Below are 16,524 nucleotides of genomic sequence, written 5' to 3'. Positions count from 1 at the left end.
TCACCGAGCCGGCCCGCGATCACCAGCCCATCCGGTGCCCACCTGGTGCCCATCCTGATGGGCAGCGATGGATACAGTCGGGTGCATGACTTCACTCGGACACACCGTGCGAGAGTTGCGGCAGCGGTCTTTCACGGGGCGCCACGAGGGAGTCGCCGTGTTCCGGGACGCGCTGGGCGCACCCGGCGTGCTCTTCGTGCACGGGGCCGGCGGCGTGGGCAAGAGCGCGTTGCTCGACGCGTTCGCCGGCATAGCCACCGAGAAGGGCCTCGAGCCGGTTCGGGTCGATGCCCGGCACCTGGCCCTCGGGCGGGGAGCACTGCCCGTTCCCGTCGGCGACGTGCCCGCCGTGCTGTTGATCGACACGTACGAACTGCTGGAACCGGTCGACGACTGGGTCCGCGAGCAGTATTTGCCGTCCCTGCCGGCGTCGTGCCTGGTGGTGATGGCCGGGCGGCGCGGACCCGGACCGCGGTGGCGCGCGGACCCGGCCTGGCGGGAGTTGACGCGGGTCGTCGCGCTCGGCAACCTGTCGCCCGAGGAAGGGCTCGCCTACCTGACCGCTCAGGACGTTGCCGAGGACATGCATGACCGGCTGCTGAAGATCAGTCGCGGCCACCCCCTCACCCTGTCGATGATGGTGGATGCCGTGCGCCGCGGTGCCGCGCCGCGAACCCTGGCGGACCTGCCCGGCGGGGTGGGCGCGTTGCTGGCGCAGATGCTCGACGAGGTGCCGAGCACCCGGCATCGCACGGCGCTGGAAGTGTGCGCGCTGCTGCTCGTCACGACCGAAGACCTGCTGCGCTCGATGGCGGGCGACGATGCCGCTGAGTTGTTCGCCTGGCTGCGGACGCAGGCGTTCATCGAGGAGTCCCCGTACGGGCTCTATCCGCACGACGTGGTCCGCGACGCCATCACCGCCGACCTGCGCTGGCGCGACCCCGGCCGGTACGCCGACCTGTACCGCAGAAAGCTCGCCGTGTTCCACGCCCAGGTCCGGGCGACGACGAGCGAACGGGAACAGCTGGATCTGACGGTGCAGACCGTCGTGCTGAACGGCACTCGCTCTCCGCACGCCGCGCTGGCGTCGCTGCCGCCGACGATGCAGGTGTACGCCGACGGGCTGCACGATGGCGACCGGTCGCCGATCGTCGCCATGACCGCCGAGTGGCAGGGGCGCGAGCAGGCCGAACTGGTGGCGTACTGGCTGAAGCGCCGGCCGTCGGCCTTCCGGGTCTTCCGCACCGCGACCGGCGAACCGCACGGTTACGGCGCGTGCCTGGACTTGCCCGAGGCCGACCTCGGTGTGGACCCGGGCGCCGACGCGATGTGGGAGTACGCGTCGACATACGGGCCGCCGCGCGCCGGCGAACGGGTCCGGGCCTGGCGCTTCTTCCTCGACCGCGACCACGGACAACGCCCGTCACCGTCGCTGACGCTGTTCGTCGCGTGGCAGATGCTGGACATCCTCCTGATCGGCGACGACACGGCGTGGAGCTTCGTGGGCGCGTTCGACGACGGTGAGCTGTGGACACCCTCGATGGAATCTCTCGACTTCTGGGCCGCTGACGAAGCCGCCTACACCGTCGGCGGGTCGCGGTACCCGGTGTTCGCGCACGACTGGCGCCGGACCGGCATCGCGAAATACACGGATCTGCTGCACGCCGGTCAGCTGGGCGTGCCGACGCGGCCCGCCGAGCAGGTCCTCGGCGAAGCGGTGCTGTCCCAGCCGGAGTTCACCGACGCCGTCCGCTCGGCCCTGCGCACCTTGCACACGCCGGAACTGCTGCGGTCGAACCCGCTGGTGCGATCCCGGCTGGTCCGGCAGCACGGCCGAGCCGGACGCACCCCCGCCGAAACCCTGCGGGATCTGCTCGACGAAACCGTCGCCGCGCTGAAGCCGGATCTCAGCGTGCTGATCGATCGTACGTTCCTGCGACCGACCGGCGTTCAGGAGCGCGTCGCGGACTCACTGCACCTGTCGTTCAACACCTACCGGCGGCACCGGGACAAGGCGATCACGCAACTGACCGAATTGCTGTGGGACCGCGAAACAGGAAACGGCCCTTCTTCGGCAACCACTCGATGATCCGCACGGTGTCACCGCGGCGCGGCCGCCGAACGGAGCGCGTGCACGGCGGTGGCGACGTCGTGCCGGGTACTCCAGCGCCCCAAGGACAGCCGGATCGCCGCCAGCGCCCTGTCGGCCTCGATGCCCATGGCGGTGAGCACCGGCGACGGGGCGTGAATACCGCTGTGGCAGGCCGAACCGGTGGAAGCGGCGATGGCTCGCGCGTGTTCCAGGACGCGGTGGCCGCGAGTGCCGTCGACGCTGATGTTGAGCGTGTTCGGCAACCGCTGCTCGACCGGGCCGTTCAGGCGGACGCGGCCCGGTAGTGCCTCGACGAGTTGCTCGTGCAGCTCGTCGCGCAAGGCCGTGATCCGATCCGCGGCGCCCGCTGCGAGGTCATCGGCGGCCAGCTGAGCGGCAGCCCCCAAAGCGACCGCCAGCGCGACGTTCTCGGTGCCCGCGCGCAGCCCGCGCTCCTGCCCGCCGCCGTAGACGACGGGCTCCAGTGCCACGCCGTCGCGCACGAACAACGCGGCCGCACCACGCGGCGCGTACATCTTGTGCCCGACCACCGTCAGCAGGTCGACCCCGAGCCGCTGGACGTCGACCGGGATCTTCCCGCACGCCTGCGCGGCATCGCAGTGGACGAGCGCCCCGTACTGGTGCGCGAGCCCGGCGATCGCAGTGATCGGCTGCACCGCGCCGGTCTCGTTGTTCGCCGCCATGATCGACACGACCGTGCGGTCCGCGACGGTCCGCAACGCCGCGTCCAGGGCGTCGAGGGCGACCAATCCGTACTGGTCGACCGGCAACACCGTGACGCGGGTGCCGTGCAGCCGGTCGAGCGCCCGGGCCGTTTCGAGCACGGCAGGGTGTTCGGTCGCCTGGACGATCAGGTGTGCGCGCCGCGCGCCCGGCGCGAGCACGCTGCCGCGCAGGGCCAGCAGGTTCGCCTCCGACCCGGACCCGGTGAAGACGATCTCCCCCGGTCGCGCGCCGATCAGGTCCGCGACCCGCGCACGCGCGGCAGCCAGCGCGCGCCGCGGCTCGACGGCGTAGGCGTGCTCGCTGGAAGGGTTGCCGAAGAAGTCCGTCCAGTACGGCATGGCGGCCTCGGTGACCTGCGGGTCGAGCGGGGTGGTGGCGTTGTAGTCGAGGTAGACCGGCCCGGCTCGCAAGCCGGCCGGCGGAGGGGCCGCTTCGGTCACACTCGAGGTCCTTCACGTCGGCTCTCCTGGTGCGCACACTGGGTCATTGCTCGACCGGCGGAAGGTCGATCGCAGCCCAGACGGTCTTGCCGGTGGAGCGCTGCTCCTGCCCCCACGACACGCTCATCGCGGCGACCATTCTGAGCCCGTAGCCGCCGCTGGCCGACGGCGGCCGCGGGCACACGGGGTCAACGCACGTGTCGTCGACCTCGACCCCCAGCCAGCCGCGTTTGCGCAGCAATCGGACTTGACGCGGCGGTTCACCGTGCCGGAGCGCGTTCGACGTGAGCTCGTCGACCACCAAGAGCACGTCCGTCCGCTGCTCTTCGGTCAGGTCTTGCAGCAGCCGGTCGGCCCAAGCCCGCACCCTGGACGACTCACTGAGGTCATCAGCCACCTCGATGGCCATCACACGCAACTGGTCGTCGAGTCGAGTCGTCCACTGTTCGGTCGGCATGAAGACCGCCCTTCTGCTCCGCGACGGCCGGGGAGCCTGCGCTGAAGGACGGTTACCCACCCGCCCAGTGATGAACCAGGCCGAGAGCCTCGCGAAGGGGACCACGAGCGACGGGAGGGTGATCAGGGAGCGAGTCCGGCCAAGTGGTGGTCGAGCAATTCGATCTGGCGGCGCGCCGGAAAGGCCACCGGGTCGAACAGGGCCTGCACGACCAGCCCGAGTGTGAAGGAGAGAGCGTCGGCGGCGATGGTCGCCGGATCCCCCGGCCGCAGATCACCGAGCCGCTGAGCCTCCGCGACGAGGCCGCGGAGCCGGTCCCGGCTGGCCCGGTACTTGGCCGCGTACGTGTCGCTCAGCGCCGGGTCGGCCAACGCGACGTCCCATGAGGACACCCAGATCCGGTTGCCGGCCGCGGCTTCGCCGGTCAGCGGCAGAACGTCGAGCAGCACGGCGCGTAGCGAAGCCAGCCCTTCGACGGCGGTGCGGCGCGACCGGGCGCCGGTGCGCTCGTCGAGCAGCGCGAGCGCGTGGGTGAGCAGCTCCTGCTTGCCGGTGAAGTAGTGGGTGAGCAGACCGGTGGTGGCCCCGAGCTCGGCGGCGACGGCGCGCATGGTCAGGCCGCCGAAACCGTGCGCGGTCAGGACCCGCCAGACCGCTTCGGAGACATCACGGCGGCGGGCTTCGTGATCTCCCTTGCTCCGGGGCATGGTGCTATCGTACATTCACATAACAAGCGTTGGGTAAACTGGGGGCACCGTGTTCTTCCTGCCACTGACCGAAAACGCCCGGCTCGCACCGCTCGAACCGTGGCACGCCGAAGAATTCGCCGAGCACCTGCACAAAGCCCGCGAGCACATCCGGCCCTGGGTCGGGCCGGCGTTCGTCACCGACGACGTCGACGGTGCGCGGGCGACCCTGCGCCGCTACGCCGAGCGCCAGGCCGCGGACGGCGGCCGCCTCTTCGGCCTGTGGCTGGCCGGCACTCTGGTCGGCGGCGTGATGTTCGTGGAGTTCGACGCGCGCCTCGGCTCCTGCGAGATCGGGTGCTGGCTGGAACCGGCCGCCGAGGGGCATGGCCTGGTCACCCGCGCCTGCGAAGTCCTGCTGGACTGGGCCTTCGCGACCCGCGGCCTGCACCGCGCGGAATGGCGCTGCCGCGCCGACAACACCCGCAGCTCGGCGGTGGCCGAACGCCTGGGCATGGTCCGCGAAGGCGTGCTGCGCGAGTACTGGCCGTACGAAGGTACCCGGTACGACAAAGAGATCTGGGCGATCCTCGCGCCGGAATGGCGGATCCGGAAGGCTGACGCCGGGCCGGTCCCAGGAGGGTGATGGCCGGCTCGGGACAGGGCTTACGCACGCCGAAAGCCGCCGCGTCGGAAACCGCGCGGCGGCTTTCGGCTCGAGGCGATCAGTCGCCCTGGGCGGTTCCGCCGTCCTGAATGTCACCACCGGCGCAGTTGTACGGCGACTCACCGGAGGCCTCGTGCTCGCCCGGCGAAAGCACCGGCACGCCGATGCCCTGGGCGACGTCGCGCACCGGGACCTGGACGCCGAGCACGTTGACGTTGTTGTCGCACAGGCCGCCGACGACGTTCAGGTTGTGCACCGCGTCGAGGCTGTGCACGTTGGCCAGGCCGACCTGACTGTTGTGGTCGGCCGGGTGTCCCGCGATGTCGAGGCTGGTGGCGGAGGCGGACCCACCGAACGCGGCCAAGCCGGCGGCGAGAGCGGTCGCGACGAATCCGAGCTGCTTGATCATGAAAGAGAACTCCTATGCGCCGCCGAGGGAAAAGGGCGGGGCGCCGCTATGGTCGTGGTGAATCGATCTTTTCGGCGGATGGAGCCGACGTGCGGTTCAGAGACTCAGTTGCCCTGGCTGGTGCCGCCGTCGTTGACGCCACCCGAAGCGCAGTTGTACGGGGACTCGCCGCTGGCCTCGGTCTCGCCCGGCGACAGGACCGGCACTCCGATGCCGTTCAGCGAGTCATGGACCGGCACCTGGACGCCGAGCACGTTGACGTCGTTGCCGCAGAACCCGACCGTGCCGTTGACGTTGTGCAGGGCATCGACGTTGTTCAGGTTGACCACGCCGACCTGGCCGGTGTAGTCGTAGCCGGCGTGGCCGTGGTGGTGCCCGTGGTCCTCGTCCGGCGTTCCGGCGGCCGCGATCCCGCCGGTCACGAACGCGCCGGCCGCCATGGCGGCCGCGACGAAACCGATCTTCTTCAGCATGGACGACTCCTTGATCGAGGGGTGAGCCCGCCGCAGCGGCAATGAAACTGCGTCTCGCGTCGGTGGGGAGAACATACTGACGCCGCGCAATTCGTTCCAGCCCGATCACCGATCGTGTGGGGTGCGCGAGCCTCTGACCGGGGATCTTATAACCCGAATGGGTGCGCACCAGACGTCCGGAGACATTCATATCGGAGAAGAACGACACCATTCCCCACGCCCAGGTCGAGGTGAACTTCGATTGCGCCGACGAATGGGGACGTTGTTCAGATGCCAGGTCGGGCATTCGGATACCCGATAACCGGACGTTTGCCGGCAGGCAGCTCTCCACCCACCCATTACGCACGGTGGCCTGATCGCTCGCGTTCTCCTTTTCGCGTCACGCTTTAGAGCTTCATTCTCGCGTCCATCCTGTCCCACTGTGTGACAAGGTCGCCTATCCGATCCTTCGAAAGAGGAACCGTCCGGCCGTTCCTACGCTTCGACGGGGACACCTGCCCGATTGTTGGCCTGAACCCCGTTCCCGGTGCACGGCAAAGGAGTCGTTCGTGATGGATTACGCAGTGCTCGTGGCGTCCGCGGTGTGCTACGCGGTGGGGATCGTCGCCCAGAGCGTCGCCGCCCGCCGGGCCGGGCACCGGCCGGGTGCGGGACTGGGATTGCTGGCCCGGCTGGCCACCGATCGGTTGTACCTCCTCGGTTTCGCCGGTCAGGCCGGGGGCTTCGCGCTGGCGTTCTTCGCGCGCGCCTCGTTGCCGCTGTACCTGGTCCAGACCGCGTCCTCCTCGGCGATCGGACTGGCCACGGTGTTCGGTGTCGTCGTCCTGGGCTGGCGGATCCGCGTCGGAGAGGCCGCGACGCTGGTGCTGCTGGCCGCCGGGCTCGTCGTGCTCGCGGGGTCGTCGGCGGCCTCGGTGGCCACAGACCTCGAGCCCGCCGGCACCGTGACGCTCGCCGTCGTCGTGCTCGGGATCGGGCTGGCCATGATCCCCGCCGGACGGACCGGGACGTTCCTGCCGGCCGCGGTCCTGTCCGGCGTGGCGTTCGCGGTCGTCGCGGTCGCGAGCCGCTCGCTCGCCCACCAGGATCTCCTTGCCCTGCCGGGAAATCCACTGACCTGGCTGATGCTGGTCGCGGCCGTGCTCGGCCAGGCGTCGATGGCGGTCGCACTGCAGCGCGGCCCGGCGGCGGCCGTCGTGGCCACGGCCGACGCCACCACGATCGTGCTGGCGTCGGTCACCGGCATCACCGTGCTCGGCGACCACGTCCTCGGCGGACGCGGCCCGTGGGTCGCCTTCGGGCTCGCCGTGGTCGTGTGCGGTGTCCTGCTGCTCGGCGCGCAGTCGCGCACCGGCGCGACCCGGCTCGCCCAGGAGGCCGTGTGAACCCGCGTCCGCTCGCGAGCGTCTCGGTCGACCTCGACAACCTGTGGGCCTACCTCAAAACCCACGGTGACTCCAGCTGGCAGGACCATCCCAGCTTTCTCCCCTCCGCGGTACCACGGCTGCTGGAGATCCTCGGCGAGCAGCGGCTCACGACGACGGTGTTCGCGGTGGGCGCCGACGTCGTCCGCGAGGACGGCGCCAAGGCGGTCGCCGAGATCGCCGCGGCGGGGCACGAGGTGGCCAACCACTCCTTCGGCCACGAACCCTGGCTGCACCGCTACTCCCGCGACCGGCTCGAGGACGAGCTGAGCCGCACCGAGGAAGCGATCGTCGCCGCCGGAGCGCCGCGGCCCCGCGGCTTCCGCGGTCCCGGCTACAGCGTCACGCGCGACTTGGTCGAACTGCTCGCCGAACGGGGTTACGCCTACGACGCCAGCACCCTGCCGACCTGGATCGGCCCGCTGGCCCGCGCGTACCACAACCGCAGCGCGCCCGCGGGAGCCGCGGACGAGCTGTTCGGCGGCGTTTCCCGGGTGTGGGCACCGGTGCACGCCTACCGCTGGCGTACCTGCGAGGGCAGCTCGCTCGTGGAACTGCCGGTGACGACGATGCCCTTGCTGCGCACGCCGATCCACTGCTCCTACCTCCTGCAACTGCACGAGGTTTCCCCGAGATTGGCCCGCGGATACTTTCGCGCCGCACTGCGGCTTTGCCTCGCCCGCGGAGTCTCCCCGTCGCTGCTGGTGCACCCCACCGACGTCCTGGGCGCCGCCGAAGCGCCCGGCATGGAGTTCTTCCCCGGTCTGGCGGCGGCAGGCGGCCGGAAGGTGGCGTGGCTGGGCTGGGTTCTTTCCGCGCTGCGCGAGCACTTCGACGTCGTCGGCACCGGTGAGTACGTCCGCCGGACGGACGTACGGCGCACCCGCCCGGTCACGCGGCTGGACGTCGGGAGATGACCGCGTTCGCCGTCGTCACGCCCGTTCGCTCCGAGACGCGGGCGGTGACCCTGCTGCGGATCCTCGCGTGTGCCACCGTCGGACTGGCACCGGTCGAGGGCTACCTGACGGCCGTGCAAGGCCAGCTCGGCAAGCTCGCGCCCGCCCTGCTCACCGTGACCTGGCTCGCGGTGCGGATCCGGCAGCGCCGCCTCCCCCGGCCGACGCCGTTGCACGCGGTGCTCGCCTCGCTCGCCGTGGTGCTGGCGGCCACGGCGGCGCTGCATTCGAACGGTCCCTTCACCGCCGAGTACACCGTGCGGTGGCTGCCGTTCCTGATCGTCACGGCGGTGCTCGCCGACGTCGCCAGCCAGGAAGTGCCGATCCGCCGGCTGCTGCTGGCCGCGGCCGCCGGCGCGACGGTCGCCGGCGCGGGTGCCCTGTACAGCCTGGTCGTCGATGGTCAGGCCCGAGCGAGCGGCCCGCAACCGGACCCGAACGACCTGGCCTATTTCCTGGTCGCGGCGCTCCCCCTGCTCGCGGCCCTGAATCGGCGGCGCTGGAGTTTGCCCTTGGCTGCCGCCGGAGTCGTCCTGGTGGTGGGGGCGGCGGCGACGTTCTCACGCGGCGGCGCGCTGGGGCTGGCCGCCGCGATCGGCTGGCTGCTGCTGCGCCGGGTGCTGCCGTGGCGGGTGCTGGCCGCCGCGATCGCTGCGGTCGCCGCATTGGGCGTCGGCGCGTTGCTGGTGGCCGGACCGCAGCTGAACCGCGCCCTGCAGGAGAAGAGCTTCATCGCCGCGTCCAATGTGGACACACGCGAGCTGCGCTGGCAGGCGGCCGCCCGCATGCTGACCGCCCACCCGGTGCTCGGTGTCGGCCCGGGCGGGTTCCGTGAGCAGTACGCCGCCGAGTCGCACAACGCCGAAGTCGACGAGCAGACCCCGGTGGCGCACAACATGTACCTCGAAGTCGCCGCGGAGCTGGGCCTGCCGGGGTTCGCGCTGTTCGCCGCGGTGGTCGGCACCGCCGCGGTGGCGAGCGAGCGGACGGTCCGACGGGCAAACTCCAGTCCACAATGGACGGAAGCGGTCGCGATCCAGGCGTCGCTGCTCGCCGTGCTGGTGACCTCGACGTTCCTGTCCGAGCAGTACTACCTGCCGTTGTGGTCGCTGGCCGCGCTGACCGTCGCGGCCGAAACCCGGATTCGCCGAGAAGGAGAGGGAAGCGCCGATGCGGGTGCTGCACGTGATCAGTGAGCTGGGGCCCGGCGGGGCGGAAACGCTCGTGGCCGGGATGGCCGGCCGGGGCGAGGAGTACGGCTGGGTGTCCGCGGTAGCCAGCGCCGGGGGTTTCCGCGCCGACGCACTGGCCGCGGCCGGCACGCCGGTCTTCCCCGTCCCGCTCGCTCGCCGCAGCAAGGCGGGCGTGCTCAAGGCGGCTTGGGCCACCCGCCGCGCGGTCGCGCGGTTCCGGCCCGACGTCGTGCTGGCCCACAACGTCGGCGCGAGCCTGGTGGCCCGGCTCGCCTGCGCGCCCGGACGGCGACGGCCGCTGCTCACCGTCTTCCACGGCGTCGCCGAAGACGACTACCCCGCCGCCACGCGGATCCTGCGCCGCACGTCCGACGCCGTCATCGCCGTTTCCCCCGCCACCGCGGACCGGCTGACCGCGGCGGGCCTCGACCGGCCGGCGGTGATCCGCAACACCGTGTTCGCGAGCCCGCCGGTGCTCGGACGCGCGGAGGTACGCGCGTCGCTCGGCGTCCCGGAGCAGACACCCGTCGCGCTCTGCCTCGCACGGCTCGAGCCGCAGAAGCGCCACGACGTGCTCCTGGACGCATGGGCGGCGGTCGAGCGGGACGCCGTGCTGTGGCTGGCCGGAGACGGCAGCCTGCGCGCGGACCTCGAGCGGCGCGCCGAGGCGCTGGGCCGCCGGGTCGAGTTCCTCGGCACCCGGGCGGACGTGCCCGATCTGCTCACGGCGGCCGACGTCACCGTCCTCACCAGCGACTGGGAAGGCCTGCCGCTGGCGGTATTGGAGTCGATGGCGGCGGGCCGGCCGGTGGTCGCGACCGACGTCGGCGGGATCGGCGAAGTCCTCGCGGAAGGCGGCGGGCTCGTGGTGCCGCCCGCGGATCCGGCGGCGACGGCCGAAGCGCTGAACACGCTGCTGTTCGACGAGGACGCACGGAAATCCGCGGCCGCGGACGGGCTCCGCACCGTCGAGCGGGACTACGACGCGCACACGCTGATGAAGGCCTACGACGAACTGCTCCGAGGTGCCCGGTGAAGGATCTCCTGACGCGCGTCTCGCTGAGCGTCGCCGTGGCGCTGCCGGCCGGAGCGCTCGTGCTCCTCGTCGGCCTGACCCGCGGCACCGAGTACCAGGGCCGGGTGAGCCTGCTCGCCGGGCCCGTCGCCGCACCGGAAGCGGTGCCGCAGTATGGCGAAGTCGTCTCCCTCGCCCTGCCCGCGCTGGTCGAGCTGGCCCGCAGTCCGTCCGTGCTGCAAGCCGCGGCTCCGGCCTCCGGGTACCGCCCCGACGAACTCGCCGAGCGAGTTTCCGTGGAGCTGGTTCCCGCGTCAGGCCTCGCGCGCCTCTCGGTCCGGGCGTCCTCGGCGGAGCAGGCCGGGGGGACCGCGACGGCACTGGGCAAGGCGATGATCGACGCCGACCTGCTCGCCCCGGCCGGCAAGCTCCGGCTGCTGGACCCGCGGCCCGAGGTGATCGCGGTGGCCCCGGACGCTCCGCTGGTGACCGGGCTGGCGCTCGTCGCGGCGGTCGCGGCCGGTCTGGCGACAGCGGCGCTTCGCCGCCTCTCCCCGGCCGGTGGAACCGGCTCGGTGCGCCGGGCGCTGGCCGCGGCGGGCCTCCACCGCCCGGTGTCAGTCCTGCGGGAAGGCGACCCCGGGACGCCCGACCGGCTCGCTGTCCTGTGCCGCGCGGCCGGACGTGCCGTCCGCGTGCTGCCGGTGAGCCCGGACCTCACCGAAACCGCGGCGAAGCTGGCAGCAGGTCTGCCGGACAGCGAAAGCGGAGACGGCTCGTCGGTCGTGGCGGTCGCGGCCGGAGGGCGCGGTCACGACGAGCTGACTGCCACCGTCGCGGTGCTGCCGGGCGACGCCGTGCTCGTGGCGGTGGTGCTGACATGAACCCGAAACAGCGAGCCGTGCTCCTCGTCGCGGCCGTCGCCGGAGTGCTGGGTGCTTGGCACGCGCTCGCGCCGTCGTGGCGGGTTCCGCTGCCGACGGCCGCCAACCTGCCCGAGGAACGGCTGCAGGACTTCCGCGACGCCCTGTACTTCCCGATCCGGGAGTTCCTCGGCGGCGGCAACCCGTACGACCCGGCCGCGATGTTCGCGCACTGGCCGGTGCGCCAGGACTTCAACCTGTACCAGCCCTACCACCTCCTGCTGCACGCGCCGTTCGCGTTACCGGATTACCGGGTCGGCGCGGTCGCGTTCTCGGTGTTCTCGTTGCTGCTCCTGGTCGCGCTCGCGGCGCTGACGGCGCACTCGGTCCGGCGGTACGTCCCGGCACCGTTCGCCGTCACCACGGTCGTGGTTTCCGCGCTCCTGGTGGTGAGCCAGGTCGGGAAGGCGCAGCTCTACGTCGGCCAGATCAACCCGCTGATCGCCCTCGGCGCGGCGGGCGCGCTCGTGGCGCGCCGCGACCGGCCGGGCTGGGCGGCGGTGGCGCTCGCGCTGGCGTGGCTGAAGCCGCAGTACGGATTTCCCTTGGCGCTCCTGCTCTTCGTCCGTGGTTCGCGGCGGGTGGCGCTGACGGGCACCGCGATCGCGGCGGTCGCCAGCCTGCCAGTGGTGGTGCTGCTGGTGGTCCGCGGCGGTGGACTCGGCTCCTTCGTCGACGTCGTCGCCGCGAACCTCACCCACGCGCGGGCGACCGACTACGGTGCGGTGGATTCGCTTACGGCGCAACGGATCGACGTCGCCGCGGTGCTGTTCCGCGTCACCGGCTGGGCACCCTCCGGCGTCGAGCTGGTGGTGTTGGCCGCTGTGCTGGTCACGAGCGCAGTGCTCGTCCGGCGCCTGGACCGGGTCTCGGCGACGCCGGTCGCCGACCTGCTGACGTGCCTCGCCGTGGTGGTCTGCGTGGTGCACCAGCCCGGCGACGTGCTGATCGCCGTACCCGCGATGGCGGCGACGGCCGCGTCGTGCTGGCGTCACCGCGCGGAGCCTGGCCGGCGTCCGGCGGGCCTCACCGTCCTCGCGCTGGCCGTTCCCTTCGCACACCTGTACACAGTGGACTCCGCGGTCGCGTCGGCGCTCGGGGCGCGAGCGGCGGTCACGCTGGACGGGGTCGCCGTGGTCGCCGCGTGGAGCCTGGCGGTGTTCGCCGCAGTCCGGCTGACACGGGTGCGGGCCGCCGAACCCGCGGTGGCCGTATGACGGGCACGCTCGGGAGCCGTGCGGTCCGCGGTTCCCTGTGGCTCGGCGTGGTCAACCTCGTCAGCAAGAGCAGCCAGATGCTCGTCACGCTCGTGCTGGCGGCCCTGCTCAGCGAGGGGCAGCTCGGGGCCGTGGCGCTGGCGGTCGCGCTGGTCAACCTCGGCCAGGTGGTGCAGTCGATCGGGGTCTACGACGTGATCGGCCGCACCGAGCTGGACCCGCGCCGGATGGCGGGAACCCTGCTGACGCTGAGCGTGGGCGCCGGGCTGTTCCTCGCCGCCGCCTTGGTGGCTGCCGCCGGCCCCCTCACGACGCTCCTCGGCACCCCGGAAGCCGCCGGTCTGGTCCGCCTGGCCGCGCTCGGCTTGCCGTTCTCGGCGGCGGGCGGCGTCCAGATGGGCCTGATGCACCGGGAGCTCGACTTCCGCCGCCGGATCCTGCCCGACGGCGGCGGCGCGGTGCTGGGTGCTTCGCTGACGGTGCTGCTCGCCGCCAGCGGGGCCGGGCCGGTGTCCCTGGTGCTCGGCCTGGTCGGCACGGCGGTGGCACAGCCGCTGCTCGGGACGCTGGTCGGTGGCGGGGTCCGCCCTCGCTGGGACACCGCGGCAGCCCGGGAAGCCCTGCGGTGGGTCGCGGTGGTCGGCCCGGCCGCGGTCGTGGCCGCCCTGCTGGTCAATCTCGACTACCTGGCGGTGGGGCACGTGCTCGGGCCGGCCGCGGTCGGCGTCTACTCGCTGGCCTACCGCCTCGCCTGGGTGCCGTACATCATGGTGGCGGTCGTGCTCGGCGCGGTCGCCTTCCCCGTGTTCACGCGGTTGCGGCGCGAGGGCCGGCCGCTGGGCGAGGCCGTCGCCCGGTTCACCCGCGCGGTGCTCGTGGTGACCGGTGGCCTGTACCTCGCGCTGGCGCTGCTCGCCGACCGGGTCGTGCTGCTGGGCGCCCGGTGGGCGGACGCGGCGGGCCCGCTCGTGCTGCTGTCGGGCTACGGCGCGGGGATCTGCCTGCTGCAGATCTGGTACCAGGCGGTGAAGGCCACCGGGCACGTCCGGCGGTACCTGGCGCTGGAGACGACGCACCTGGTCCTGCTCGCGGCCGGCCTGGTCCTGCTGACCGACGCGGGCATCGGGGCCGTCGCCGCCGTGCAGCTCGGCGCGGCGTGGCTGGTGGTGCCGCTCACCTGGCGGGTACTGCGCGGGGCCGGGGTGGCGCCGTCGTGGACGGAACTGGCGGGCGTGCTCGGACGTGTCCTGCTCGCGTGCGCCGCCGGGGCCGTGCCCGCCGTCGCGCTGGCCCACGCCGGGTGGTTCGGGACCGCGAGCTCGTGGCCGGGCACCGTCGCCGAGGGCCTCGTTCTCGTCGCGGGATACGCCGGCGCGACCTTGCTGCTGCAGCGAAACGCACTCGCCGAACTGCGCCGGGGTGATCGCGGGTGAGAGTCGTGCACGTTTCGCAGCCGGTGACGGCGGGTGTCGCCGTGGTGGTGCTGGAACTCGCGGTGGCCCAACGAGACCGGGGCTGGTCCGTCGCCGTCGTGTGCCCTCCGGGCCGGCTCGCCGACCGCGCCCGTGAACTCGGCATCGACGTCCGCGGCTGGCCGGCGAGCCGCTCCCCCGGCGTGCGCTCCGTCGGCGAGACGCTGCGGCTGCACCGGCTGCTGGCCGAGCTGGACCCGGATGTCGTGCACCTGCACAGTTCGAAGGCCGGGCTGGCCGGCCGGCTGGCCGTGCGAGGCGGCCGCCCCACGGTCTTCCAGCCCCACCTCTGGTCCTTCGAGACCGCACGCGGACCGCTGCGCCGCGCGACCGCGGCGTGGGAACGCTTCGCCTCCCGCTGGACCGACCTCGTCGTGTGCGTGAGCGACGACGAGCTCGTCGCCGGCCGGGCCGCCGGGGTGACGGCCGTAGCCGAGGTGGTCTGCAACGGCGTCGACACCGTCCGGTTCTCCCCCGGCGACCGGACCGCGACCCGCCGACGGCTCGGCCTTCCCGAACGAGCCCCGATCGCCGTCTGCCTCGGGCGGCTGGCCGAGCTCAAGGGCCAGGACCAGCTGCTGTCGGCGTGGCCCGCCGTGCTGCGGCGTGTGCCGGACGCCCAGCTCGTCCTCGCCGGCGACGGGCCGATGGGCGCCGTGTGGCGGGAGCGGCACCCCGTGGCGGGACACGCATCCGTGCGGTGGCCGGGGCACACCGACGAGCCGGCGGCGTGGTACACCGCCGCGGACGTCGTCGTCCTCCCGTCTCGTGCCGAGGGAATGGCCCTCGTGCCGCTGGAGGCGATGGCGTGCGCCCGGCCGGTGGTCGCGTTCGACGTCGGTGGCGTCCGCCAGAGCGTGGCGACCGCGGGCGCGGTGCTGCCGCCGGGTGATATCAACGGCCTCGCGGACGCGGTCGCCGCTCGTCTCGCCGACCCGGAACTGGCCGCGCTCGAAGGAAAACACGGCCGCCGCCGCGCGGAGGTCTCCTTCGACCGCGGCCGCATGACCGACCGGATCGCCGCCCTCGTCGACCACCTCAACCGCCGGGAGCACGTCTCATGACCCGCATCGCCTACCTGCTCACCCAGGACCGCGGCGGCCCGGTCGACGTCACCGTGCGGCTGGCCGCGACGCTGGCCCGCGGCGGCGTCGAGGTCCGGGTCTTCGGGCCCGAACCCGCCCGCGGCGCCGAGCTGATCGAGGGCCGGCACGAAGAGCTGCAGGTGGCCGACAAGGAAAACCTCGCGGCGGCGGGCCGGGCACGCGCCGCGATCCGCGCGTGGCGGCCGGACGTGGTGCACGCGCAGGATCGGCGCGCCGGCTTGGTGATCGCCGGCCTGCGGGCCGGCCTCGGCGCCCGGCCCGCCCTGATCCAGACCTACCACGGCGTACCCGACGACGTGGCCGAGCCGTGGTTCCGCGGCGAGCGCACCGACGGTCCGTCCACGTACACGAGGACCGTCCTCGCGGCGGACGCCATGGTCGCGCGGCTCCTCGACCGCACGATCGTGCCCGCCGAAGCGATGGGCCGGTTCTTGCGCCACCGCTTGAAGGTGCCGGCGGCCCGGCTGGCGCACATCGACAACTGCGTCGATCCCGCCGAGCCGAACCCCCCACGCGGACCGGTGCGGAACCTGGTCTTCGCGGGGCTCCTCGTGGAACGCAAGGGAATCCTCGATCTGCTGGCCGCGTTGGCCGTTCCCGGCGTGCTGCCCCAGGATGCCCGGCTGACCGTGGCCGGCGACGGCCCGCAGCGCGCCGAGGCGGAACGGGTCGCGCAGGCGGCCCCGCTGGCCGGTCGCGTCACCTTCCTCGGCTTCCGGCCGGACGTCCCGGCGCTGCTGACCGAGGCGGACGCGCTGGTCCTGCCGTCCTTGATGGAGCAGCAGCCGCTGGTGGTCGCCGAAGCGATGGCGGCGGGCAAGCCCGTCCTCGCCACCGCGACCGGCGGCGTGGCCGACATGCTCGACCTCCCCGGCGGCCCGTCCTTCCTCGCCCCGCCCGGCGACGTCACCGCGCTCGCCGGCCGGCTGCGGGCCTTGTTCGCCGAACCGGACCCCGGCCGGGTCGGCCGCCTCCTGGCCGAGCGCGCCCACGCGCGGTACCGGCCGGAAGCCTGCGCACAACGGCACCTGGCCCTTTACGAAGAACTGGCCCGGGCACGCTCCCGTCCGCAGCCTCGAACGCCTGCCTGACCCGGCGGGATCAGGCAGGCTCCGGCCAGACGCGTCCTCGCGCGCAGGTCGCCTGCGCGCCTCCGCACTCGACTCGAGTTTCGCCGGCGAAACGAGCACGATCCCGTCCGCAGCCTCCAACGTGACCGGATCAGACAGGCTCCGGCCGGGCACGTC

Annotated in this window: 16 protein-coding genes; 11 read left to right on the top strand and 5 right to left on the bottom strand. The window is 72.7% G+C overall.

Annotated features, from left to right (window positions below; genetic code table 11):
• Nucleotides 1-85 precede the first annotated feature (85 nt).
• Nucleotides 86-2,089 carry a hypothetical protein gene (locus AB0M59_RS10830; RefSeq protein ID WP_364612081.1) on the top strand — a complete coding sequence of 668 codons (2,004 nt, stop codon included), beginning with the start codon at nucleotides 86-88 and terminating at the stop codon, nucleotides 2,087-2,089.
• A gap of 11 nt (nucleotides 2,090-2,100) precedes the next feature.
• Here the strand turns inward: AB0M59_RS10830 and AB0M59_RS10825 are convergent, their stop codons facing one another.
• The 3 genes from AB0M59_RS10825 to AB0M59_RS10815 form a co-directional block, all read right to left on the bottom strand.
• Nucleotides 2,101-3,279: a cysteine desulfurase family protein gene (locus AB0M59_RS10825; protein WP_364612078.1), complete on the bottom strand. Its 1,179-nt coding sequence runs from the start codon at nucleotides 3,277-3,279 to the stop codon at nucleotides 2,101-2,103.
• Nucleotides 3,280-3,322: 43 nt separating this feature from the next.
• The gene (locus AB0M59_RS10820) at nucleotides 3,323-3,736 is read right to left on the bottom strand and encodes an ATP-binding protein (RefSeq protein WP_364612075.1); all 414 of its coding nucleotides are present in this window, start codon (nucleotides 3,734-3,736) and stop codon (nucleotides 3,323-3,325) included.
• Between the two features lie 122 nt (nucleotides 3,737-3,858).
• Nucleotides 3,859-4,443, bottom strand: a complete 585-nt coding sequence (locus AB0M59_RS10815; RefSeq protein WP_364612072.1) for a TetR family transcriptional regulator C-terminal domain-containing protein — start codon at nucleotides 4,441-4,443, stop codon at nucleotides 3,859-3,861.
• A gap of 49 nt (nucleotides 4,444-4,492) precedes the next feature.
• Between AB0M59_RS10815 and AB0M59_RS10810 the strand changes: the two genes are divergently transcribed.
• Nucleotides 4,493-5,068, top strand: a complete 576-nt coding sequence (locus AB0M59_RS10810) for a GNAT family protein (protein ID WP_364612069.1) — start codon at nucleotides 4,493-4,495, stop codon at nucleotides 5,066-5,068.
• Nucleotides 5,069-5,147: 79 nt separating this feature from the next.
• Here AB0M59_RS10810 and AB0M59_RS10805 read toward each other — a convergent pair whose 3' ends face one another.
• Nucleotides 5,148-5,498: a hypothetical protein gene (locus tag AB0M59_RS10805; RefSeq protein ID WP_364612066.1), complete on the bottom strand. Its 351-nt coding sequence runs from the start codon at nucleotides 5,496-5,498 to the stop codon at nucleotides 5,148-5,150.
• A gap of 104 nt (nucleotides 5,499-5,602) precedes the next feature.
• Nucleotides 5,603-5,971 carry a hypothetical protein gene (locus tag AB0M59_RS10800; protein WP_364612062.1) on the bottom strand — a complete coding sequence of 123 codons (369 nt, stop codon included), beginning with the start codon at nucleotides 5,969-5,971 and terminating at the stop codon, nucleotides 5,603-5,605.
• 551 nt (nucleotides 5,972-6,522) lie between these two features.
• On the opposite strand from AB0M59_RS10800, the gene AB0M59_RS10795 reads away from it, so the two are divergent.
• From AB0M59_RS10795 to AB0M59_RS10755, 9 genes are read left to right on the top strand one after another with little or no spacing between them, the layout of a single operon-like run.
• A complete protein-coding gene (locus AB0M59_RS10795) occupies nucleotides 6,523-7,356 on the top strand; it encodes a hypothetical protein (protein ID WP_364612225.1) in 834 nt (277 codons plus the stop codon).
• A complete protein-coding gene (locus tag AB0M59_RS10790) occupies nucleotides 7,353-8,312 on the top strand; it encodes a polysaccharide deacetylase family protein (RefSeq protein ID WP_364612057.1) in 960 nt (319 codons plus the stop codon). The genes AB0M59_RS10795 and AB0M59_RS10790 overlap by 4 nt, the downstream gene beginning before the upstream one ends.
• Nucleotides 8,309-9,547 carry an O-antigen ligase family protein gene (locus AB0M59_RS10785; protein ID WP_364612055.1) on the top strand — a complete coding sequence of 413 codons (1,239 nt, stop codon included), beginning with the start codon at nucleotides 8,309-8,311 and terminating at the stop codon, nucleotides 9,545-9,547. Before AB0M59_RS10790 ends, AB0M59_RS10785 begins: the two co-directional genes overlap by 4 nt.
• On the top strand, nucleotides 9,522-10,580 hold the full coding sequence (locus tag AB0M59_RS10780) for a glycosyltransferase (RefSeq protein ID WP_364612053.1): 1,059 nt from the start codon (nucleotides 9,522-9,524) through the stop codon (nucleotides 10,578-10,580). The genes AB0M59_RS10785 and AB0M59_RS10780 overlap by 26 nt, the downstream gene beginning before the upstream one ends.
• Entirely contained in the window at nucleotides 10,577-11,443 is an 867-nt protein-coding gene (locus AB0M59_RS10775) for a hypothetical protein (protein ID WP_364612051.1), read from the top strand. Before AB0M59_RS10780 ends, AB0M59_RS10775 begins: the two co-directional genes overlap by 4 nt.
• A complete protein-coding gene (locus AB0M59_RS10770) occupies nucleotides 11,440-12,699 on the top strand; it encodes a glycosyltransferase 87 family protein (RefSeq protein ID WP_364612049.1) in 1,260 nt (419 codons plus the stop codon). Before AB0M59_RS10775 ends, AB0M59_RS10770 begins: the two co-directional genes overlap by 4 nt.
• Nucleotides 12,696-14,132, top strand: coding sequence for an oligosaccharide flippase family protein (locus tag AB0M59_RS10765; protein ID WP_364612047.1), 1,437 nt, complete (start codon nucleotides 12,696-12,698; stop codon nucleotides 14,130-14,132). The genes AB0M59_RS10770 and AB0M59_RS10765 overlap by 4 nt, the downstream gene beginning before the upstream one ends.
• On the top strand, nucleotides 14,129-15,235 hold the full coding sequence (locus AB0M59_RS10760) for a glycosyltransferase (RefSeq protein ID WP_364612045.1): 1,107 nt from the start codon (nucleotides 14,129-14,131) through the stop codon (nucleotides 15,233-15,235). Before AB0M59_RS10765 ends, AB0M59_RS10760 begins: the two co-directional genes overlap by 4 nt.
• A complete protein-coding gene (locus tag AB0M59_RS10755) occupies nucleotides 15,232-16,368 on the top strand; it encodes a glycosyltransferase family 4 protein (protein WP_364612044.1) in 1,137 nt (378 codons plus the stop codon). Before AB0M59_RS10760 ends, AB0M59_RS10755 begins: the two co-directional genes overlap by 4 nt.
• The last annotated feature ends 156 nt before the right edge of the window (nucleotides 16,369-16,524 follow it).

This window comes from Amycolatopsis sp. NPDC051371 (assembly GCF_040682155.1).
GTDB lineage: Bacteria > Actinomycetota > Actinomycetes > Mycobacteriales > Pseudonocardiaceae > Amycolatopsis.
The sequence above is the reverse complement of the archived record's forward strand: the minus strand, read 5'-3'. Positions and strand labels throughout refer to the sequence as shown.

Excerpts from the sequence above, each read along its gene's own strand:
- AB0M59_RS10795 (WP_364612225.1), top strand. The coding sequence starts at position 6,523 with ATGGATTACGCAGTGCTCGTGGCGTCCGCGGTGTGCTACGCGGTGGGG.
- AB0M59_RS10820 (WP_364612075.1), bottom strand. The coding sequence starts at position 3,736 with ATGCCGACCGAACAGTGGACGACTCGACTCGACGACCAGTTGCGTGTG.
- AB0M59_RS10815 (WP_364612072.1), bottom strand. The coding sequence starts at position 4,443 with ATGCCCCGGAGCAAGGGAGATCACGAAGCCCGCCGCCGTGATGTCTCC.
- AB0M59_RS10805 (WP_364612066.1), bottom strand. The coding sequence starts at position 5,498 with ATGATCAAGCAGCTCGGATTCGTCGCGACCGCTCTCGCCGCCGGCTTG.
- AB0M59_RS10785 (WP_364612055.1), top strand. The coding sequence starts at position 8,309 with ATGACCGCGTTCGCCGTCGTCACGCCCGTTCGCTCCGAGACGCGGGCG.
- AB0M59_RS10830 (WP_364612081.1), top strand. The coding sequence starts at position 86 with ATGACTTCACTCGGACACACCGTGCGAGAGTTGCGGCAGCGGTCTTTC.
- AB0M59_RS10800 (WP_364612062.1), bottom strand. The coding sequence starts at position 5,971 with ATGCTGAAGAAGATCGGTTTCGTCGCGGCCGCCATGGCGGCCGGCGCG.
- AB0M59_RS10780 (WP_364612053.1), top strand. The coding sequence starts at position 9,522 with ATGCGGGTGCTGCACGTGATCAGTGAGCTGGGGCCCGGCGGGGCGGAA.
- AB0M59_RS10755 (WP_364612044.1), top strand. The coding sequence starts at position 15,232 with ATGACCCGCATCGCCTACCTGCTCACCCAGGACCGCGGCGGCCCGGTC.
- AB0M59_RS10770 (WP_364612049.1), top strand. The coding sequence starts at position 11,440 with ATGAACCCGAAACAGCGAGCCGTGCTCCTCGTCGCGGCCGTCGCCGGA.
- AB0M59_RS10765 (WP_364612047.1), top strand. The coding sequence starts at position 12,696 with ATGACGGGCACGCTCGGGAGCCGTGCGGTCCGCGGTTCCCTGTGGCTC.